Below are 16,760 nucleotides of genomic sequence, written 5' to 3'. Positions count from 1 at the left end.
CGCCGCAAAGACCGTGCCGGGCAAACCCTCAGCGGCCGATGCTCTTCAGGTACTCGGCGCGCGCGGCCAGTGCGGTGTCGGTGAAGTCGGTGAACACGCCATCGACGCCGAGCTTGTAATAGACCGCGTATTCGTTCTTGCCGTCCTTGTTGTAGTCGGACGCGAGCCGGCGCGATTCGTTACGGAACGTGAAGGGGTGCACGAACAGGCCCGCCTTGTGGGCGTCTGCGATCAGCGTGGTGGGGGCCGTCGAGGTGGCGTCGGCGTCGTTGATCTTGCCGTCCTTGTTGACGTCCACCACCTTGCCGTCGGCGCCCACGGTGCCCTTGACGCTCACGATGTAGCGCTTCCAGGGGCCGATGCCGTCGGCGTAGGTCTTGATCTCGGCCAGCCCGGCGGGCGTGACCATGACGTCGAAGTTGCGCTTGTCGCCGGCCTTGGTCCACTCGTAGGGGCGGTCGACCGGCACGGCGTAGGTCATGGCGCCGGTCTTCATGTCGATGCCGTCGCCGTCGATCAGCTGGATGAGCTTGGTGTTCAGGCCCTTGCTCTTCATGTACTTGAGGCTGCCGGGCTCGAACGACTGCACGTAGATGGGCGCGGTCTTGCTGTTCCAGCCGGCGGCGTTGATGGCGGCGATGACCTTGTCTTCCATGGGCATGCCCAGATCGCGGAAGTAGGTCGGGTTCTTGGTCTCGGGGTAGATCGCGATGGTGCGGCCGGTTTCCTTTGTCTTGGCCTTGGCGAAATCGATGATCTCCTGGAAGGTCACGACCTTGAACTTGCCGTTGAATTCCTGCGGGCGCTCGGGGTCGGTCGAGATGCCGCCCAGGGTCTTGATCTCGGCCAGCGTGAAGTCGTTGCTGAACCAGCCGGTCTGGGTTTCGCCGTCGACCTGGATGGTCTTCTTGCGCGAGGCGAAGCGGGCGTGCTTGGCCACGTCGGTGCTGATCGCCAGGTTGGGGTCGTGGCGGGCGATGAGCACGCCGTCCTTGGTGGAGACCAGGTCCATCTCGATGACGTCGGCGCCCAGTTCGATGGCGCGGGCGTACGACTCCAGCGTCTGTTCCGGCAGGTAGCCCGAGGCGCCGCGGTGGGCGATGACCAGCGGCGGGTTGCCGTCCAGCGTGAGCAGCTTGTTCGCCGCCGGGCCGGTGGTGCCACAGGCGGCCAGGCTCAGGGCGGCCGCGGCGGTCAGGGTGATCTGCAGGGACATGCGCATGTTGTCTTCTCCATCCAAACAAAGAAAAAAGAGGAGGCAGGCTACCCGCTGCGCGTGACAACGCCGATACCCATCTGCGCGGGCGTTCAACTTCCCGGACAATCTGTTGCATGCAGCACACGCTTTCTCCCCAGAGCCTCTTGATGGCGCAAACCTTGGTTCGCATGAACACGGTGAGCGCAAACAGCAACCTCGAGCTGATCGACTTCGCCCAGGCGCACCTGGCCGCCCTCGGCGTGAAGAGCCGCATCACCTACAACGCCGAACGCACCAAGGCGAACCTGTTCGCCACGCTGGGCGAGGGCAAGCCGGCCGGCGTGATCCTCTCGGGCCACACCGACACGGTGCCCTGGGACGGCCAGGCCTGGAGCGTGGACCCGCTGTCGGCCGTGGTGCAGAACGAGCGCCTGTACGGGCGCGGCTCGGCCGACATGAAGAGCTACATCGCGATCGCACTGGCCAACGCCCAGCGCTTCCTCGAGGGCGACGCGCCCTTCGCCGTGCACTTCGCCTTCACCTACGAAGAAGAAATCGGCTGCTTCGGCGTGCGCGAACTCATTGCCGACATGCGCGACGCCGGCATCAAGCCACTGGCCTGCATCGTGGGCGAGCCCACGAGCATGGTGCCGGCCATCGCCCACAAGGGCGTGTACCGCTACAAGTGCTGCGTGCGCGGCAAGGAGGCGCACTCGTCGCTCACGCCGAAGTCGGTCAACGCCATCGAGATGGCGGCGCGCGTGATCGGCAAGGTGCGCGACATGGCCGAAGACTTCGAGCGCAGCGAGCCGCGCTACGACGGCTTCGACGTGCCCTTCAGCACCGCCAGCGTGGGCCAGTTCCACGGCGGCATCGCCGACAACGTGGTGCCGCGCGACGCCGAGTTCCGCTACGAATTCCGCGACCTGCCCACGGCCGACGCCAAGCGCATGCAGTCCGACGTGCTGGCATACGCCGCGAGCATCGAGCCGGCCATGAAGAAGGTGGCGCCCGACGCGGGCTTCAAGTTTGAAACGATCTGCGAGATCCCGAGCTTCCTGGGCGCGGCCGGCGATCCGGTCACGCTGCTCGCGCAGCGCCTGGCCAGCGAAGACCGCACCACGCTGGTGGCCTTCGGCACCGAAGCGGGCCTGTTCAAGAACGCCGGCATCCCCACGGTGGTGTGCGGCCCCGGCAGCATCGAGCAGGCGCACCAGCCCGACGAGTTCGTGAGTCTTGAGCAGCTCGCGCGCTGCGAGCTGTTCATGGAGCGCCTCGCGACCTCGCACACCATTGGCTGAAGACCACGGCAGCGGCGCACTGCAACGCATGAAACGCGTCGCGCTCGGCCTGCTGTGCGCGGCGGCGGCGCTGTATGCGCTGGCCAGCGCGCTGCACGGCCAGCACCCAGCCTGGGGCTACGTGGCGGCCTTCGCCGAAGCCGCGATGGTCGGCGCCATTGCCGACTGGTTCGCGGTGGTGGCGCTGTTTCGCCACCCGCTGGGCCTGCCGATCCCGCACACGGCGATCATCCCGAGCAACAAGGACCGCATCGGCGCCAAGCTCGCGGGCTTCATCTGCGACAACTTCCTGAGCACCGCCCAGGTGCTGGCCAAGCTGCGCCAGTTCGATGCGGCGGGGCGCATCGCCGAGTGGCTGGCCCGGCCTGCCAGCGGCGAGCGGCTCGGCGAATGGGGCGTGGCCGCCACGCGCTACGGCCTGGCCGCCTTCGACGACGAACGGGTGCGCGACTTCATGGGCCGCGCCGCGGCGGCCGGGCTGGCCAAGATCGACCTCTCGCGCCTCACCGGCCAGGCGCTCGATGCGCTCACGGCCGGCGGGCGCCACCAGGCGCTGCTCGACGACGTGCTGCAGCAGGTGGCCGAGCTGCTCGACGGCGACGAGGTGCAGGCGCACATCACCGAGGCCATCGCGCGCGAGATCAAGACGCTGCGCTATGTCGGCCTGGACCAGGTGGCGGCCAAGCTCGCCACGCGCAAGATCGTGGCCGCCATCGCGCGCACGCTGGCCGAACTGGCGGCAGAGCCCGACCACCCAATGCGCAAGCGCTTCGACCATTTCGTGGACGACTTCGTGGTGCGCCTGAAGCTCGACCCCGAGTTCCAGCAGCGCGGCGAGCAGATCCGCGCCGAGCTCATCGCGCACCCCGCGCTGGGCGACTACCTGCACGGCCTGTGGGGCGAGCTGCTGGGCTGGCTGCACGACGACCTGGGGCGCCCCGACTCAACCATCCGCCAGCGCATCGCCACCATGGCCGGCGCGCTGGGCCAGCGGCTGCAGAACGACGCAGCCATCCGCGCCTGGATCAACGAGCAGCTCGAGGCCGCCGCGCCGGCGGCCATCGAACGCTACCGCGAGGACATCCGCCGCTACATCGAGGAGCGCGTGGGCGAGTGGAACGCGCACGAGATGACCGACGAGCTCGAGCGCCACATCGGACGCGACCTGCAGTTCATCCGCATCAACGGCACGCTGGTGGGCGGGCTGGTGGGGCTGCTGATCCACACGGCGACGCAGCTGCTGCGCGGCTGAACAATCACCGGGTGCTGCGGGTTATCCGCAGCGGACGAAAGTCTGCGTCTTGTCCCGCGAGCGACTGCGCGGCCTCCTCCGGCTCCTAGACTGCGGCGCACTGCCGCATCCGTCACAACGCCAACCCAGAGGAGATCGCCATGCCCCGTCGCTCGATCCGCGCTGCCGCGCTGACCGCCGCCCTCGCCCTGCTCGCCGCCTGCAGTTCGCTGTCGCCGCCACCCAAGCGCCCCGCCGCGTGGGCCGCGCCCGAGGTGCTCGTGGCCCCGTCGTCCTTCGCGGGCGTGCACGGCCTGGCCATCGATGCGAAGGGCCGGCTGCTGGCGGGCTCCGTGCTCGGCAACACGCTGTGGGAGGTCGACCGCCAGACCGGCGCCGCCAAGGTGCTGATCGATGCGCCCGAGGGCCAGGCCGACGACATCGCGGTCGGCCCGAAGGGCGAGCTGGCCTGGACCAACTACCTCATGGGCATGCTGCGCTACCGTGAGAACGACAGCGCGCCGCTGCGCGTGCTCGCCAAGGACCTGCCCGGCCTGAACTCGCTCGATTTCGATCGCAAGAACGGCAAGCTCTACGCCTCGCAGGTGTTCCTGGGCGACGCGCTGTGGGAAATCGACCGCGAGGGCAAGCAACCGCCCCGGCTCATCAAGAAGGACATGGGCGGCTTCAACGGCTTCGAGGTCGGGCCCGACGGCCTGCTCTACGGCCCGCTGTGGTTCAAGGGCCAGGTCGTGAAGATCGACCCGGCGAACGGCAACCTGACCGTGATCGCCGACGGCTTCAAGATCCCGGCCGCCGCCAACCTCGACGGCAAGGGCAACCTCTGGGTGGTCGATGCGCGCAGCGGCGAGCTGGTGAAGGTCGATCTTGCGAGCGGCAAGAAGACCGTGGCCAAGCAGCTGCGCCCGTCGCTCGACAACCTCGCCATCGCACCCGACGGGACCATCTACGTCTCGAACATGGCCAACAACGAGGTGCAGGCCTTCAACCCCGCCACCGGCGAACTGCGCACGCTCACCAGCGGCAAGGTGGCGGTGCCGGCCGGCCTGAAGATCGACGGCAACGACCTCTGGGTGGCCGACGTCTTCGGCTTCCGGCAGGTTGACGTGCGCACCGGCGAGGTGCGCGACGTGTTCCGCATGCAGCGCGACCCCGAGCTCGACTATCCCTTCGCGGTCGGGCTTTCGCCCAGGCTGTTCGCGCTGACCTCATGGTTCACGGGCTCGGTGCAGCTGGTCGACCGCCAGACGCTGAAGACGGTCGAGACGATCCACGGCCTGAAGGCGCCGTTCGACGCGCTGCCCATGCCCGACGGCAGCGTGATCTACGCCGAACTCGCCACCGGCAGCATCATGCGCGCCAGTGGGCCGAAGTTTGCAGAGAAGTCAGTGCTTGCTAGCGGACTGAACGGCCCGGTGCAACTGGTGGTCGGCCAGGACGGCGCGCTCTACGTGACCGAGGCGGCGGGCAAGCTGCTGCGCATTCCGCTGGACGCCAGCGCGCCGCTGCGCACCGTGGCCGACGGGCTGGCGCTGCCCGAGGGCCTGGCCCAGACGCCGTGGGGCAGCTTCATCGTGGCCGAGAGCGCGGCGCGCCGGCTGGTCGAGATCGACCCGGCCACCGGCACCCGCCGCACCGTCGCCGAGAACCTGCCCATCGGCCTGGCGGCCGGGCCCGGCCTGCCCCCGCCGTACGTGGTGACGGGGGTGGCCGTGGGGCGCGACGGCACGGTCTACGTGGCGGCCGACAGGAACAATTCGATCTATCGAATTCGGCCTGTCATTCAGGGTAACAATTAGTACAAGTTTCTGTTTACTTTTATAAACACATATTACAAACTGGTCGGGACGCGTCGCAGCGTTCCGATCGCATAGGGCAGTCGGGGTCTGCGAAGCGCTCTTTCCGAAGGGACATCGCATGACTCCACTCGTCGTAGGCCAAGTGCTATCGCCCGAATACTCCCTGGGGCTGGTCGCGCTTTCGTTCGTCATTTCCTTCTTCGGCTCGCTGGTGGCCCTGATCTGCGCCGGGCGCATGGTCGGTGCCGACGGCAAACCCAACCTGGCCATCGTGGCCTGCGCCGCGGTGGCGCTGGGGGGCATCGGCATCTGGTCGATGCACTTCATCGGCATGCTGGCCTACCGGCTGCCCTTCGGCATCGCCTACAACATGCCGCTGACCATCGTGTCGCTGGTGGCGGCCATCCTGATCTCGGGCATTGCGCTGTACCTGGCGGGCGGGCGTGCCAAGTTCAGCCGCTCGGGCTGGCTGGCCGGCAGCCTGCTGGCGGGCCTGGGCGTGTGCGTGATGCACTACATGGGCATGTTCGCGATGAACATGCGGGCCACGATGAGCTTCGACTTCAGCATGGTCGCGCTGTCGGTGGTCATCGCCATCACGGCCGCCGCCGCAGCGCTGTGGCTGGCCTTCAACCTGCGCAAGCTGAGCCACCAGGTGGCCGCCGCCGCCGTGATGGGCGTGGCGGTGTGCACCATGCACTACGTGGGCATGAGCGCGGCCAGCATGATCTGCACGGCGGCCGCCCCGGTCGACGCGCTCTCGCTGGGCGGCAGCTACATGGGCCTCACGGTGTTCGGCACGGCCGGCGCGGTGCTGATCTTCATCTACTGGGTGGTCACGGGCAGCAGCCTCGACGCCGCGCCCGCTGCACAACGGCGCGTGCGCCCCAGCTAGTTGGCGCAAGCGGGCCGGGGGCCCGCCTCCTAAAGTCTGTGCGAAACGACACGCGCGCACCGCACAGACCCCCATGCCCTTCCTCGAATCCCGGCTGCACACCGCCGGAGACGCCTACCAGGCCAACCGCGCCAGCATGCTCTCGCTGCTGGACCAGGTCCGGTCCCACGAAGCCCGCGCCGTGGCCGCCTCCAGCGCCTCGGCCGAGCGCTTCGCCAGGCGCGGCCAGCTGCTGCCGCGCGAACGCCTCGCGCTGCTGCTGGACACCGGCGCGCCTTTCCTGCCGCTGGCCACGCTCGCAGGCCTGGGCCAGGACAACCCCGACCTTTCGAAAAGCGTGCCCGGCGGCGGCCTGATCGCCGGCATCGGGCGCGTGGCGGGCGTGCGCTGCATGATCAGCGCCTCCGACTCCGGCATCGACGCCGGCGCGCTGCAGCCCATGGGCCTGGACAAGCAGCTGCGCCTGCACGAGATCGCGCTGGAGAACAAGCTGCCCTTCATCCAGCTGGTGGAAAGCGCGGGCGCCAACCTCATGCAGTACCGCGTGCAGGACTTCGTGCGCGGCGGCAACATCTTCCGCAACCTCGCGCGGCTCTCGGCCGCGGGCCTGCCGGTGGTGACGGTGACGCACGGCTCGTCGACCGCGGGCGGCGCCTACCAGACGGGCCTGTCGGACTACATCGTGATGGTGCGCGACCGCACCCGGGCCTTCCTGGCCGGGCCGCCGCTCTTGAAGGCCGCCACCGGCGAGATCGCCACCGAGGAAGAACTGGGCGGCGCCGTCATGCACACCCACATCTCGGGCCTGGGCGACTACCTGGCCGAGGACGACCGCGACGCGCTGCGCATCGCGCGCGCCATCCTCGGCGGCATCGACTGGGCACGCGACGAGGCGCCGCGCACCTTCGCGCCGCCGCGCCACGACGCCGAGGAGCTGATGGGCCTCATGCCCACCGACGGCCGCCGGCCGGTGGACATGCGCGAGGTCATCGCGCGCATCGCCGACGGCTCGGAGTTCCTGGCCTTCAGCGAGCACTACGGCAGCGCCACGGTCTGCGGCCACATCCGGCTCGAAGGCCACGCGGTGGGCATCATCACCAACAACGGCCCCATCGATTCCGACGGCGCCACCAAGGCCACGCACTTCATCCAGGCCTGCTGCCAGTCGCGCACGCCCATCGTCTACCTGCAGAACATCACGGGCTACATGGTGGGCCGCGCGCACGAGGAGGCCGGCATCATCAAGCACGGCGCCAAGATGATCCAGGCCGTGACCAGCGCCAACGTGCCGCAGATCACGCTGCACTGCGGCGCCTCGTACGGCGCGGGCAACTACGGCATGTGCGGTCGCGGCTTTGCGCCGCGCTTCTGCTTCAGCTGGCCCAACGCACGCACCGCCGTGATGGGCGGCGAGCAGGCCGCGCAGACCATGGCCATCGTCATGGAGGCCGGCATGGCGCGCAAGGGTGCTGTCGACCGCGAGAAGATCGACGCGATGCAACGCCAGATCGTCGAGCGCTTCGAGCGCCAGATGAGCGTCTTCACCACCAGCGCGCTGCTGCTGGACGACGGCGTGATCGACCCGCGCGACACGCGCGCCGTGCTGGCCGAGGCGCTGTCGATCTGCCGCGACGCCGAGGCGCGCGCGCCGCAACCCATGCAGTTTTCGGTGGCACGGCCATGAGTTCTTTTCAAAAAATCCTGATCGCCAACCGCGGCGAGATCGCCGTGCGCGTGATGCGCACCGCGCGCGCCATGGGCTACCGCACGGTCGCCGTGTACTCGCGCGCCGATGCAGACGCCGAGCATGTGCGCCAGGCCGACGAGGCCGTGTGCGTCGGCGAGCCGCTGCCCGCGCAGAGCTACCTGGCCATCGACGCGATCATTGCCGCGGCCCGCGCCAGCGGCGCCGACGCGGTGCACCCGGGCTACGGCTTCCTCGCCGAGAACGCGGCCTTCGCGCAGGCCTGCCGCGACGCGGGGCTGGTCTTCATCGGGCCATCGCCCGAGGCCATCGTCGCGATGGGCGACAAGGCCGGCGCCAAGCGGCTCATGCAGGCGGCCGGCGTGCCGTGCATTCCCGGCTACCAGGGCGACGATCAAAGCACCGCCACGCTGGCCGCCGAGGCCGAACGCATCGGCTGGCCCGTGATGATCAAGGCCACGGCCGGCGGCGGCGGGCGCGGCATGCGGCTCGTGGCCTCGGCCGGCGCCTTCGCCGAGCAACTGCAGAGCGCGCAGTCCGAGGCGCTGCATGCCTTCGGCGACGCCACCGTGATTTTGGAGCGCGCCATCGTCGCGCCGCGCCACATCGAGATCCAGGTGTTTGCCGACCGCCACGGCCATGCGATCCACCTCGGTGAGCGCGACTGCTCGGTGCAGCGGCGCCACCAGAAGGTGATCGAGGAAGCACCCTCGCCGGCCGTCGATGCCGCGCTGCGCGCGCGCATGGGCGCCACCGCCGTGGCCGCCGCGAAGGCCATCGCTTACGAAGGCGCGGGCACGCTCGAGTTTCTGCTCGACGCGCAGGGCCAGTACTGGTTCATGGAGATGAACACGCGGCTGCAGGTGGAGCACCCCGTGACCGAAGCGGTGACGGGCCTGGACCTCGTCGAGCTGCAACTGCGCGTGGCCGCCGGCGAGCCGCTGCCGCTGACGCAGGACGACGTGCACATCACCGGCCATGCCATCGAGGTACGGCTGTGTGCCGAAGACCCGCAGCAGGGCTTCCTGCCGCAAAGCGGCACGCTCACGGCGTGGCGCCCGTCGCCCGCGCTGCGCACCGAACACGCATTGCGCGACGGCGCCGAAGTGCCGCCCTTCTACGACTCGATGATCGCCAAGCTCATCGCATCGGGCCGCACGCGCGACGAAGCGCGACAACGGCTGCTCGCGGGCCTGCGCGACACAGTCGCGCTCGGCCTGCCGACCAACCAGCCGCTGCTGCAGCGCGCGCTCGCGCACCCCGTGTTCGCAGGCGGCGGTGCGACCACCGCCTTCATCGGCGACCACCTCGACGCGCTGCTCGCCGCCGACACGGCGGCCGACACGCGCGCCGCCCTGCTCGCGGCCCTGCTGCTGCAGACCGGCGCGCGCGGCTGGCCTTCGCCGCTGGCGCACACGCTGCCCAACGCCTTGCGCTTTGCGCTCGACGGGGCGGTGCACACGGCGCGCGTGACACCACGCGGCGCGGCGCATTTCGAGGTCGTGCTGGACGACGCCGCGCCGGCCACGCTCGCGCTGCTGGCGCTGCCGGACGACGGCCCGGTGCGCTTTGCCTGCAACGGCGTGGCCGCGCAGGCATGGGTCGTGCGGCGCGGCGAACGCACGGACGTCCACTTCGACGGTCGCGCCCACCGCCTCGACGACCTCACGCACGTGGCCGTCCCGCGCGCCGGCGCGGGCGGCGGCGACGGCCTGCTGCGCGCCTCGATGAACGGCCGCGTGGTCGCGCTGCTGGCCGCCGAGGGCGACACCGTCGCGGCGGGCCAACCACTGGTCACGCTCGAAGCCATGAAGATGGAACACGTGCACTGCGCGCCGCGCGCGGGCCGCGTCGCGGCGCTGCATGTGGCCGTGGGCACGCAGGTGGCCGCGCGCCACATCGTGGCCGAGATCGCCGAGGCCTGAAGGCCCCTCCCCTTTTTCGAGAACCTGTCGAATGAACGCATCCCACTATCGCTCCGTCTTCGCGCCCGGCCTGTTCGCCGGGCAATGCATCGTCGTCACCGGCGGCGGCTCCGGCATCGGCCGCTGCACCGCGCACGAGCTGGCCTCGCTCGGCGCCCACGTGGTGCTGGTCGGGCGCAAGCCCGAGAAACTCGACGCGGTGCGCGCCGAGATCGAGGCCGCCGGCGGCAACGCCAGCACGCAGGCCTTCGACATCCGCCAGGAAGACGCCGTGCGCGAGGCCGTGAAGGCCATCGTCGCGGCGCACGGGCGCATCGACGGGCTGGTGAACAACGCGGGCGGCCAGTACATCACGCCGCTGGCCGCCATCTCGGCCAAGGGCTGGGAGGCGGTGATCCACACCAACCTCACGGGCGGCTTCCTGGTGGCGCGCGAGTGCTACCTGCAGAGCATGCAGGCGCACGGCGGCGCCATCGTCAACATCGTGGCCGACATCTGGGGGTCGATGCCGAACATGGGCCACAGCGGCGCCGCGCGCGCAGGCATGGTGAGCTTCACCGAGACCGCCGCCGCCGAATGGGCCGTGAGCGGCGTGCGCGTGAACGCCGTGGCGCCGGGCTACATCGCCTCCAGCGGCATGGACCATTACCCGCCCGAGGCCGGCGACATGCTGCGCGCCATGCGCCGCACCGTGCCGGCCGGCCGCTTCGGCAACGAGGCCGAGACCTCCGCCGCCATCGCCTTCCTGCTGGGCCCGGCCGCCGCCTTCATCAGCGGCACCGTGCTGCGCGTGGACGGCGCGCGCCCGCAGGCGCGCATGGGCTGGCCGATGGAACTGCCCGATGCGCAGGCGCAGCAGCGCCCCGCGGTGCGGCCCTACGACGGCTTTCACCTCGCGCAGACACCGCGCGTGTTCCAGGACAAGTAACGAGCGAACGAACGGAGACCAGTGATGCAGTACACCCATGAACACCTCGAGATGCAGAACACCCTGCGCCGGTTCATCGACGAGGAGATCAACCCCCGCGTCGACGAATGGGAAGAGGCCGAGATCTTTCCCGCGCACGAGGTCTTCAAGAAGCTCGGCAACCTCGGCCTGCTGGGCCTGAACAAGCCCGAAGCCTTTGGCGGCGCCGGGCTCGACTACTCGTTTGCGATGGCCTTCGCCGAGGGGCTGGGCCATATCAGCTGCGGCGGCGTGCCGATGGCCATTGGCGTGCAGACCGACATGTGCACGCCCGCGCTCGCGCGCTTCGGCAGCGACGAACTGCGCCGCGAGTTCCTGGTGCCCGCCATCGCGGGCGACACGGTCGGCTGCATCGGCGTGAGCGAGCCCGGCGCGGGCAGCGACGTGGCGGGCCTGAAGACCTATGCGAAGAAGGACGGCGACGACTACCTCATCACCGGCCAGAAGATGTGGATCACCAACAGCCTGCAGGCCGACTGGATGTGCATGCTGGTCAACACCAGCGAAGGCCCGGTGCATCGCAACAAGTCGCTCGTGATGGTGCCGATGAACCTGCCCGGCATCGAGAAGGCCAAGAAGATCCGCAAGATCGGCATGGACTCGAGCGACACCGGCCTCATCTACTTCGACAACGTGCGCGTGCCGCAGCGCTACCGCATCGGCGAAGAGGGCCAGGGCTTCGTCTACCAGATGCAGCAGTTCCAGGAAGAGCGGCTGTGGTGCGCGGCCAGCTCGCTCGCACCGATGGACGACTGCATCACGCAGACCATCGAATGGGCGCAGCAGCGCCAGATGTTCGGCGCCACGCTGGCCGACCAGCAGTGGGTGCAGTTCAAGCTGGCCGAACTCAAGACCGAGGTGGAGGCACTGCGCGCCCTCACCTACCGCGCCTGCGACCTGCATGTGAAGGGCGAGGACGTGCTCGAGCTCGCCTCGATGGCCAAGCTCAAGACCGGCCGGCTCACGCGCCAGGTGGCCGACACCTGCCTGCAGTTCTGGGGCGGCATGGGCTTCACGCTGGAGAACCGCGTCTCGCGCCTGTACCGCGACGGCCGCCTGGGCTCGATCGGCGGCGGCGCCGACGAGGTGATGCTCGGCATCCTCGCCAAGACCATGGGCATCGCCAAGCGCCCGCCGCGCGGCTGACCGGGCACGCCATGGACGCGGAACTGCAGGCCGACCGTGCAGCGCTCGCCGACACGGTGCGCCGCTTCGCCCAGGCCGAGATCGCACCGAACGTGCAGGCCTGGGACGAGGCCGGCGAATTCCCGCGCGCGCTGTACGCCCGCGCGGCCGAGCTGGGCCTGCTGGGCCTGGGCTACCCGGAAGCACTCGGCGGCACGCCGGCCTCGTATGCACTGAAGCTGCCGGCGTGGGTGGCGCTCGCGCGCCACGGCCAGAGCGGCGGCGTGCTCGCGAGTCTGTTCTCGCACAACATCGGCCTGCCGCCCGTGGTGCTGCACGCGAGCGACGCGGTGCGCCACGAGGTCGTGCCCGCCGTGCTGCGCGGCGAAAAGATTGCCGCGCTCGCGATCACCGAACCCGGCGGCGGCTCCGACGTGGCCGCGGTGCGCACGACAGCGAAACGCGATGGCGACCACTACGTGCTCAACGGCGAGAAGACCTTCATCACCTCGGGCATGCGCGCCGACTGGATCACCGTGGCCGTGCGCACCGGCGAAGGCCGCGGCGCGGGCGGGCTCTCGATGCTGCTCGTGCCGGGCGACGCGCCCGGCCTCTCGCGCACGCGGCTCGCGAAGATGGGCTGGCTGTGCTCCGACACCGCGACGCTGCACTTCGACAACGTGCGCGTGCCCGCGCGCTACCTGCTGGGCGACGAGGGCGCGGGTTTTCGCATGGTCATGGGCAACTTCAACGGCGAGCGCGTCGGGCTCGCGGCCGGCGCGCTGGGCTTCGCGCAGGCCTGCCTCGACGAGGCGCTGGCCTGGTCGCGCGAGCGCAAGACCTTCGGCGCCGCGCTCATCGAACACCAGGCCGTGCGCCACAAGCTGGTCGACATGCAGATGCGCATCGCCTCGACCGAGGCCTGGCTCGAGGCCGTGTCCGCCGAGGGCGACGCGCACGAGGCAGCGGGCCGCATCAACGCGCCCGAGTGGGTGGCGCAGGTCTGCCTGCTCAAGAACCACGCCACGCAGACCATGCAGTTCTGCGCCGACCAGGCCGTGCAGATCCTCGGCGGCATGGGCTTCATGCGCGGCACCGTGAGCGAGCGCGTCTACCGCGAGGTCAAGGTCATGATGATCGGCGGCGGGGCCGAGGAGATCATGAAGGAGCTGGCGGCGCGCCAACTCGGGTGGGTGTAGCGGCGGCGCCAACCTTTCTTCCGGCCCGGCCGGAACGCCGCTGCGCAGCGGGTGTCCAACCGTTCAGCACCTTTGCTGAGTCGCGGGAGATCACCATGCTCTCTTTCACTTATGGCATCGGCGCCGTCGCCCTGGTCCTGCTGGCGGCGCTGCTCTTTTCGGCGATATGGATCTTCCGGGAGTACGAGCGCGGCATCGTGTTCACCCTGGGGCGCTTCTCGAAGGTGGCAGGGCCGGGACTGGTGTTCGTGATCCCGGCCATCCAGCAGGTGGTGCGCGTCGACCTGCGCACCGTGGTGCTCGAAGTGCCGACGCAGGACGTGATCTCGCGCGACAACGTGTCGGTGAAGGTCAGCGCGGTCGTCTACTTCCGCATCGTCGATGCGGCCAAGGCCATCATCGAGGTCAAGGACTTCTTCAACGCCACCAGCCAGCTGGCCCAGACCACGCTGCGCTCAGTGCTCGGCAAGCACCAGCTGGACGACATGCTGGCCGAGCGCGAGAAGCTCAACCTGGATGTGCGCGAATCGCTGGACGTGCAGACGGCGTCATGGGGCATCAAGGTGTCGAACGTCGAGATCAAGCAGATCGACCTCACCGAATCCATGATCCGTGCCATCGCACGGCAGGCCGAGGCGGAACGCGAACGCCGCGCCAAGGTGATCCATGCCGAGGGCGAGCTGCAGGCGTCCGAGAAGCTGTTCCAGGCCGCGCGCGTGCTGGCGCAGGAGCCGCAGGCCATCCAGCTGCGCTACCTGGAGACGCTCACGGTGATCGGCTCGGACAAGAACACGACCATCGTGTTTCCGCTGCCGGTGGACCTGATGGCGAACTTGCTCGGCAAGCAGCACGCATAGCGCGCAACGCACGGAAGCGGAAAGCCATTCGAAGCACCCGCCGGCATCCCTTCATGCCGGCTGACGCCTGACGCCTGACGCACGTCAGTCCGCGTCTTCCCCACCGCCCGCCTGTGCGGCCAGCGCGGCCGCCGCGCGCAGCTTGTCCTTCTTGCTCGGCCGCGCACCCTTGATGCCGCCGTTGCCCGAGGTGTCGACCACCACGGGCGCCACCTCGACCGGCTCGAAGCCCGCGATGCGCTCGCGCGGCACGCGCTGGCCCTGGCGCTTCTCGATCAGGCGGAAGTGCGCCTCGGTGGAGGGGCTCACGAAGCTGATCGCCAGCCCGCTCGCGCCCGCGCGGCCGGTGCGGCCGATGCGGTGGATGTAGTCGGTGGGCGAACGCGGCAGGTCGTAGTTGATGACCACGGGCAGCTGCGCGATGTCCAGGCCGCGCGCCGCCAGGTCGGTGGCGATCACCACGTCCCAGCGGCTCTGCTTGAACTGCGCCAGGATGTCGCGGCGCGTGCCCTGCGCGATGTCGCCGTGGAAGGGCACGGCGTAGATGCCGTTGCGGTACAGCTTCTCGGCCACGGTCTGCGCGGCGTGTTGCGTGGCGACGAACACCAGCACGCGGTCCCACGTGCCTTCGTTGTCCTTCAGCAGCTGGCGCAGCAGCTGGGTGCGGCGGGCGGCGTCGACCTCGATGGCGCGCTGCACGATGTCGGGCCGGGTGCCGGGCTCGCCCTGCACGTCGACCAGGGCCGGGTCGTGCAGCATGTCGTCGGCCAGCGCCTGGATGGCGATCGGGAAGGTGGCCGAAAAGAGCAGGTTCTGGCGCCGCGCCGGCAGCAGCGCCAGGATGCGCTGCAGCTCCTCGGCAAAGCCCAGGTCGAACAGGCGGTCGGCCTCGTCGAGCACGAGCGTCGACACGGCGTCGAGCGCGAGCGCGTTGTGCTCGACCAGGTCGAGCAGCCGGCCGGGCGTGGCGACCACGATGTCGGCGCCGCCGCGCAGCCGCATCATCTGCGGGTTGATCGAGACACCGCCGACCGCGACGACGATCTTCAGGCGCTCGGGCAGGTGCCGTGCGAAATCTTCCAGCGTCTCGCCCACCTGGGCCGCGAGTTCGCGCGTGGGCACGAGCACCAGCGCGCGCAGCCGGCGCGACGCCGACGCGGCGGGCTCGGCGGCCAGGCGCTGCAGCAGCGGCAGGGAAAATGCGGCCGTCTTGCCGGAGCCGGTCTGTGCCGAGCCCCGCAGGTCGCGGCCCTGCAAAATGGCAGGGATGGCCGCCGCCTGGATGGCGGTCGGCGCGGCAAAGCCGCTCGCGGCGGCCGCTTGCGCGAGCGCGGGGGTCAGGCCCAGGGTATCGAATGGCATGGAACGGGCACCGGGAAAAAGAGAGAGATCGAAAGAAAGACGGATCGAATGGGAACGATGAAGAACAGCCGCACCGGCAGCACGCTGGTGTACTCCACCGAGGCGGGCGGGCGCATGTGCCCCGACTGCGGCGCCCCGATGGCGCAATGCCGCTGCAAGGAACTCGCGAAGGCCCGCACGGCGGCCACGGACGGCATTGTCCGCGTATCGCACGAGACCAAGGGCCGAAAGGGCAAGGGCGTGACCGTGGTCAAGGGCCTGCCGCTCGACGCGGCGGCGCTGGCGGCCGTGGGCAAGCAGCTGAAAGCGGCCTGCGGCACGGGCGGCACTGTGAAGGACGGCACCGTGGAGATCCAGGGCGATCACCGCGAGGTGGTGATCGCCGCCCTCGTGAAGCAGGGCCACACGGTCAAGCGCGCAGGCGGCTGAAAGCGCGCATGAACCCCGAAGACCTGCAGCGCCTGGTGACGCTCGAAATGCCTTTTGGCAAGCACAAGGGCACGCTGATTGCCGATTTGCCCGGAAATTACCTGACTTGGTTTGCGCGCGAGGGTTTTCCCGCGGGAGAAATTGGCCGGCTGCTCGCTTTGATGCATGAAATAGACCACAACGGCCTGTCCGACCTGCTCAAACCGTTGCGAAACCGCCCGTCGGGTCGGAATGTTTCTCGATAACACAAGATTTCCCCCCTTTTTTAGGAAATCGGGCCGGATAATCCGGCTCACGTGTCTGCGAGCCTCGGCTCCCGTGCACGTAATTTGGTGATCGGTCAGTTTCGCGCCACAGCGCATTAGTTTGTTGTGATTCTGGGACTCCATCGCTTTGTGTTTTTTTGGTTTGAATTAGGAGTCCCTCCATGGGCAAGAAACTTTACGTGGGCAACCTCGCCTACTCCGTGCGTGACAACGACCTGGAACAGGCTTTCGGCGAGTTCGGCTCGATCGTCAGCGCCAAGGTCATGATGGAACGTGACACCGGCCGTTCGAAGGGCTTCGGCTTCGTCGAAATGGGCACGGACGCTGAAGCACTCGCAGCTGTCGAAGGCATGAACGGCGCATCGCTGCAGGGCCGCGCCCTGACGGTGAACGAAGCCCGTCCGATGGAAGCACGTCCCCCCCGCACCGGCGGTGGTGGCGGCTACGGCGGTGGTGGCGGCGGCGGCTACGGTGGTGGCG

General features: G+C 69.3%; 15 protein-coding genes. 13 read left to right on the top strand and 2 right to left on the bottom strand.

What is annotated here, in order from left to right:
• Positions 1–28: 28 nt before the first annotated feature.
• Positions 29–1,222, bottom strand: coding sequence for a glycerophosphodiester phosphodiesterase (locus AC07Y4_RS16685; protein WP_487848815.1), 1,194 nt, complete (start codon positions 1,220–1,222; stop codon positions 29–31).
• A 110-nt stretch (positions 1,223–1,332) separates the two neighbouring features.
• Here AC07Y4_RS16685 and argE point away from each other — a divergent pair, with 110 nt between their 5' ends.
• From argE to AC07Y4_RS16635, 10 genes are all read left to right on the top strand, one after another.
• Entirely contained in the window at positions 1,333–2,499 is a 1,167-nt protein-coding gene (gene argE / locus AC07Y4_RS16680) for an acetylornithine deacetylase (protein ID WP_095950723.1), read from the top strand.
• 28 nt (positions 2,500–2,527) lie between these two features.
• On the top strand, positions 2,528–3,751 hold the full coding sequence (locus tag AC07Y4_RS16675; RefSeq protein WP_487863327.1) for a DUF445 domain-containing protein: 1,224 nt from the start codon (positions 2,528–2,530) through the stop codon (positions 3,749–3,751).
• Between the two features lie 140 nt (positions 3,752–3,891).
• Positions 3,892–5,550: a Vgb family protein gene (locus tag AC07Y4_RS16670; RefSeq protein WP_487848817.1), complete on the top strand. Its 1,659-nt coding sequence runs from the start codon at positions 3,892–3,894 to the stop codon at positions 5,548–5,550.
• A gap of 118 nt (positions 5,551–5,668) precedes the next feature.
• Entirely contained in the window at positions 5,669–6,445 is a 777-nt protein-coding gene (locus AC07Y4_RS16665; protein WP_062472795.1) for an MHYT domain-containing protein, read from the top strand.
• A 73-nt stretch (positions 6,446–6,518) separates the two neighbouring features.
• Complete coding sequence (locus AC07Y4_RS16660; RefSeq protein WP_159273536.1) at positions 6,519–8,129, top strand: acyl-CoA carboxylase subunit beta; 1,611 nt, start codon at positions 6,519–6,521, stop codon at positions 8,127–8,129.
• A complete protein-coding gene (locus AC07Y4_RS16655; protein WP_487848818.1) occupies positions 8,126–10,075 on the top strand; it encodes an acetyl/propionyl/methylcrotonyl-CoA carboxylase subunit alpha in 1,950 nt (649 codons plus the stop codon). Before AC07Y4_RS16660 ends, AC07Y4_RS16655 begins: the two co-directional genes overlap by 4 nt.
• Before the next feature lie 31 nt (positions 10,076–10,106).
• Positions 10,107–11,003, top strand: coding sequence for an SDR family NAD(P)-dependent oxidoreductase (locus AC07Y4_RS16650; protein ID WP_487848819.1), 897 nt, complete (start codon positions 10,107–10,109; stop codon positions 11,001–11,003).
• Positions 11,004–11,027: 24 nt separating this feature from the next.
• Positions 11,028–12,188 (top strand): acyl-CoA dehydrogenase family protein, encoded by a 1,161-nt coding sequence (locus tag AC07Y4_RS16645; protein WP_062472787.1) that lies wholly within the window; start codon positions 11,028–11,030, stop codon positions 12,186–12,188.
• 11 nt (positions 12,189–12,199) lie between these two features.
• Positions 12,200–13,366 (top strand): acyl-CoA dehydrogenase family protein, encoded by a 1,167-nt coding sequence (locus AC07Y4_RS16640; RefSeq protein WP_487848820.1) that lies wholly within the window; start codon positions 12,200–12,202, stop codon positions 13,364–13,366.
• A 95-nt stretch (positions 13,367–13,461) separates the two neighbouring features.
• Positions 13,462–14,223, top strand: a complete 762-nt coding sequence (locus AC07Y4_RS16635; protein WP_487848821.1) for a slipin family protein — start codon at positions 13,462–13,464, stop codon at positions 14,221–14,223.
• Between the two features lie 84 nt (positions 14,224–14,307).
• Here AC07Y4_RS16635 and AC07Y4_RS16630 read toward each other — a convergent pair whose 3' ends face one another.
• On the bottom strand, positions 14,308–15,585 hold the full coding sequence (locus tag AC07Y4_RS16630; protein ID WP_487848822.1) for a DEAD/DEAH box helicase: 1,278 nt from the start codon (positions 15,583–15,585) through the stop codon (positions 14,308–14,310).
• A 48-nt stretch (positions 15,586–15,633) separates the two neighbouring features.
• On the opposite strand from AC07Y4_RS16630, the gene AC07Y4_RS16625 reads away from it, so the two are divergent.
• The 3 genes from AC07Y4_RS16625 to rbp all read left to right on the top strand — a co-directional run.
• Positions 15,634–16,014 (top strand): translation initiation factor Sui1, encoded by a 381-nt coding sequence (locus AC07Y4_RS16625; RefSeq protein ID WP_062472780.1) that lies wholly within the window; start codon positions 15,634–15,636, stop codon positions 16,012–16,014.
• Between the two features lie 8 nt (positions 16,015–16,022).
• Positions 16,023–16,259, top strand: a complete 237-nt coding sequence (locus AC07Y4_RS16620) for a DUF3820 family protein (RefSeq protein ID WP_056584018.1) — start codon at positions 16,023–16,025, stop codon at positions 16,257–16,259.
• A 182-nt stretch (positions 16,260–16,441) separates the two neighbouring features.
• On the top strand, positions 16,442–16,760 hold a 319-nt coding region (gene rbp / locus AC07Y4_RS16615; protein WP_495274830.1), incomplete at its 3' end, for an RNA-binding regulator.

The organism is Variovorax sp. GW460-12-1-14-LB1, from assembly GCF_059423605.1.
The sequence above is the reverse complement of the archived record's forward strand: the minus strand, read 5'-3'. Positions and strand labels throughout refer to the sequence as shown.

Excerpts from the sequence above, each read along its gene's own strand:
- AC07Y4_RS16620 (WP_056584018.1), top strand. The coding sequence starts at position 16,023 with ATGAACCCCGAAGACCTGCAGCGCCTGGTGACGCTCGAAATGCCTTTT.
- AC07Y4_RS16685 (WP_487848815.1), bottom strand. The coding sequence starts at position 1,222 with ATGCGCATGTCCCTGCAGATCACCCTGACCGCCGCGGCCGCCCTGAGC.
- AC07Y4_RS16665 (WP_062472795.1), top strand. The coding sequence starts at position 5,669 with ATGACTCCACTCGTCGTAGGCCAAGTGCTATCGCCCGAATACTCCCTG.
- AC07Y4_RS16655 (WP_487848818.1), top strand. The coding sequence starts at position 8,126 with ATGAGTTCTTTTCAAAAAATCCTGATCGCCAACCGCGGCGAGATCGCC.
- AC07Y4_RS16640 (WP_487848820.1), top strand. The coding sequence starts at position 12,200 with ATGGACGCGGAACTGCAGGCCGACCGTGCAGCGCTCGCCGACACGGTG.
- AC07Y4_RS16675 (WP_487863327.1), top strand. The coding sequence starts at position 2,528 with ATGAAACGCGTCGCGCTCGGCCTGCTGTGCGCGGCGGCGGCGCTGTAT.
- AC07Y4_RS16625 (WP_062472780.1), top strand. The coding sequence starts at position 15,634 with ATGGGAACGATGAAGAACAGCCGCACCGGCAGCACGCTGGTGTACTCC.
- AC07Y4_RS16645 (WP_062472787.1), top strand. The coding sequence starts at position 11,028 with ATGCAGTACACCCATGAACACCTCGAGATGCAGAACACCCTGCGCCGG.
- AC07Y4_RS16650 (WP_487848819.1), top strand. The coding sequence starts at position 10,107 with ATGAACGCATCCCACTATCGCTCCGTCTTCGCGCCCGGCCTGTTCGCC.
- argE (WP_095950723.1), top strand. The coding sequence starts at position 1,333 with ATGCAGCACACGCTTTCTCCCCAGAGCCTCTTGATGGCGCAAACCTTG.
- AC07Y4_RS16630 (WP_487848822.1), bottom strand. The coding sequence starts at position 15,585 with ATGCCATTCGATACCCTGGGCCTGACCCCCGCGCTCGCGCAAGCGGCC.
- AC07Y4_RS16635 (WP_487848821.1), top strand. The coding sequence starts at position 13,462 with ATGCTCTCTTTCACTTATGGCATCGGCGCCGTCGCCCTGGTCCTGCTG.
- AC07Y4_RS16670 (WP_487848817.1), top strand. The coding sequence starts at position 3,892 with ATGCCCCGTCGCTCGATCCGCGCTGCCGCGCTGACCGCCGCCCTCGCC.
- AC07Y4_RS16660 (WP_159273536.1), top strand. The coding sequence starts at position 6,519 with ATGCCCTTCCTCGAATCCCGGCTGCACACCGCCGGAGACGCCTACCAG.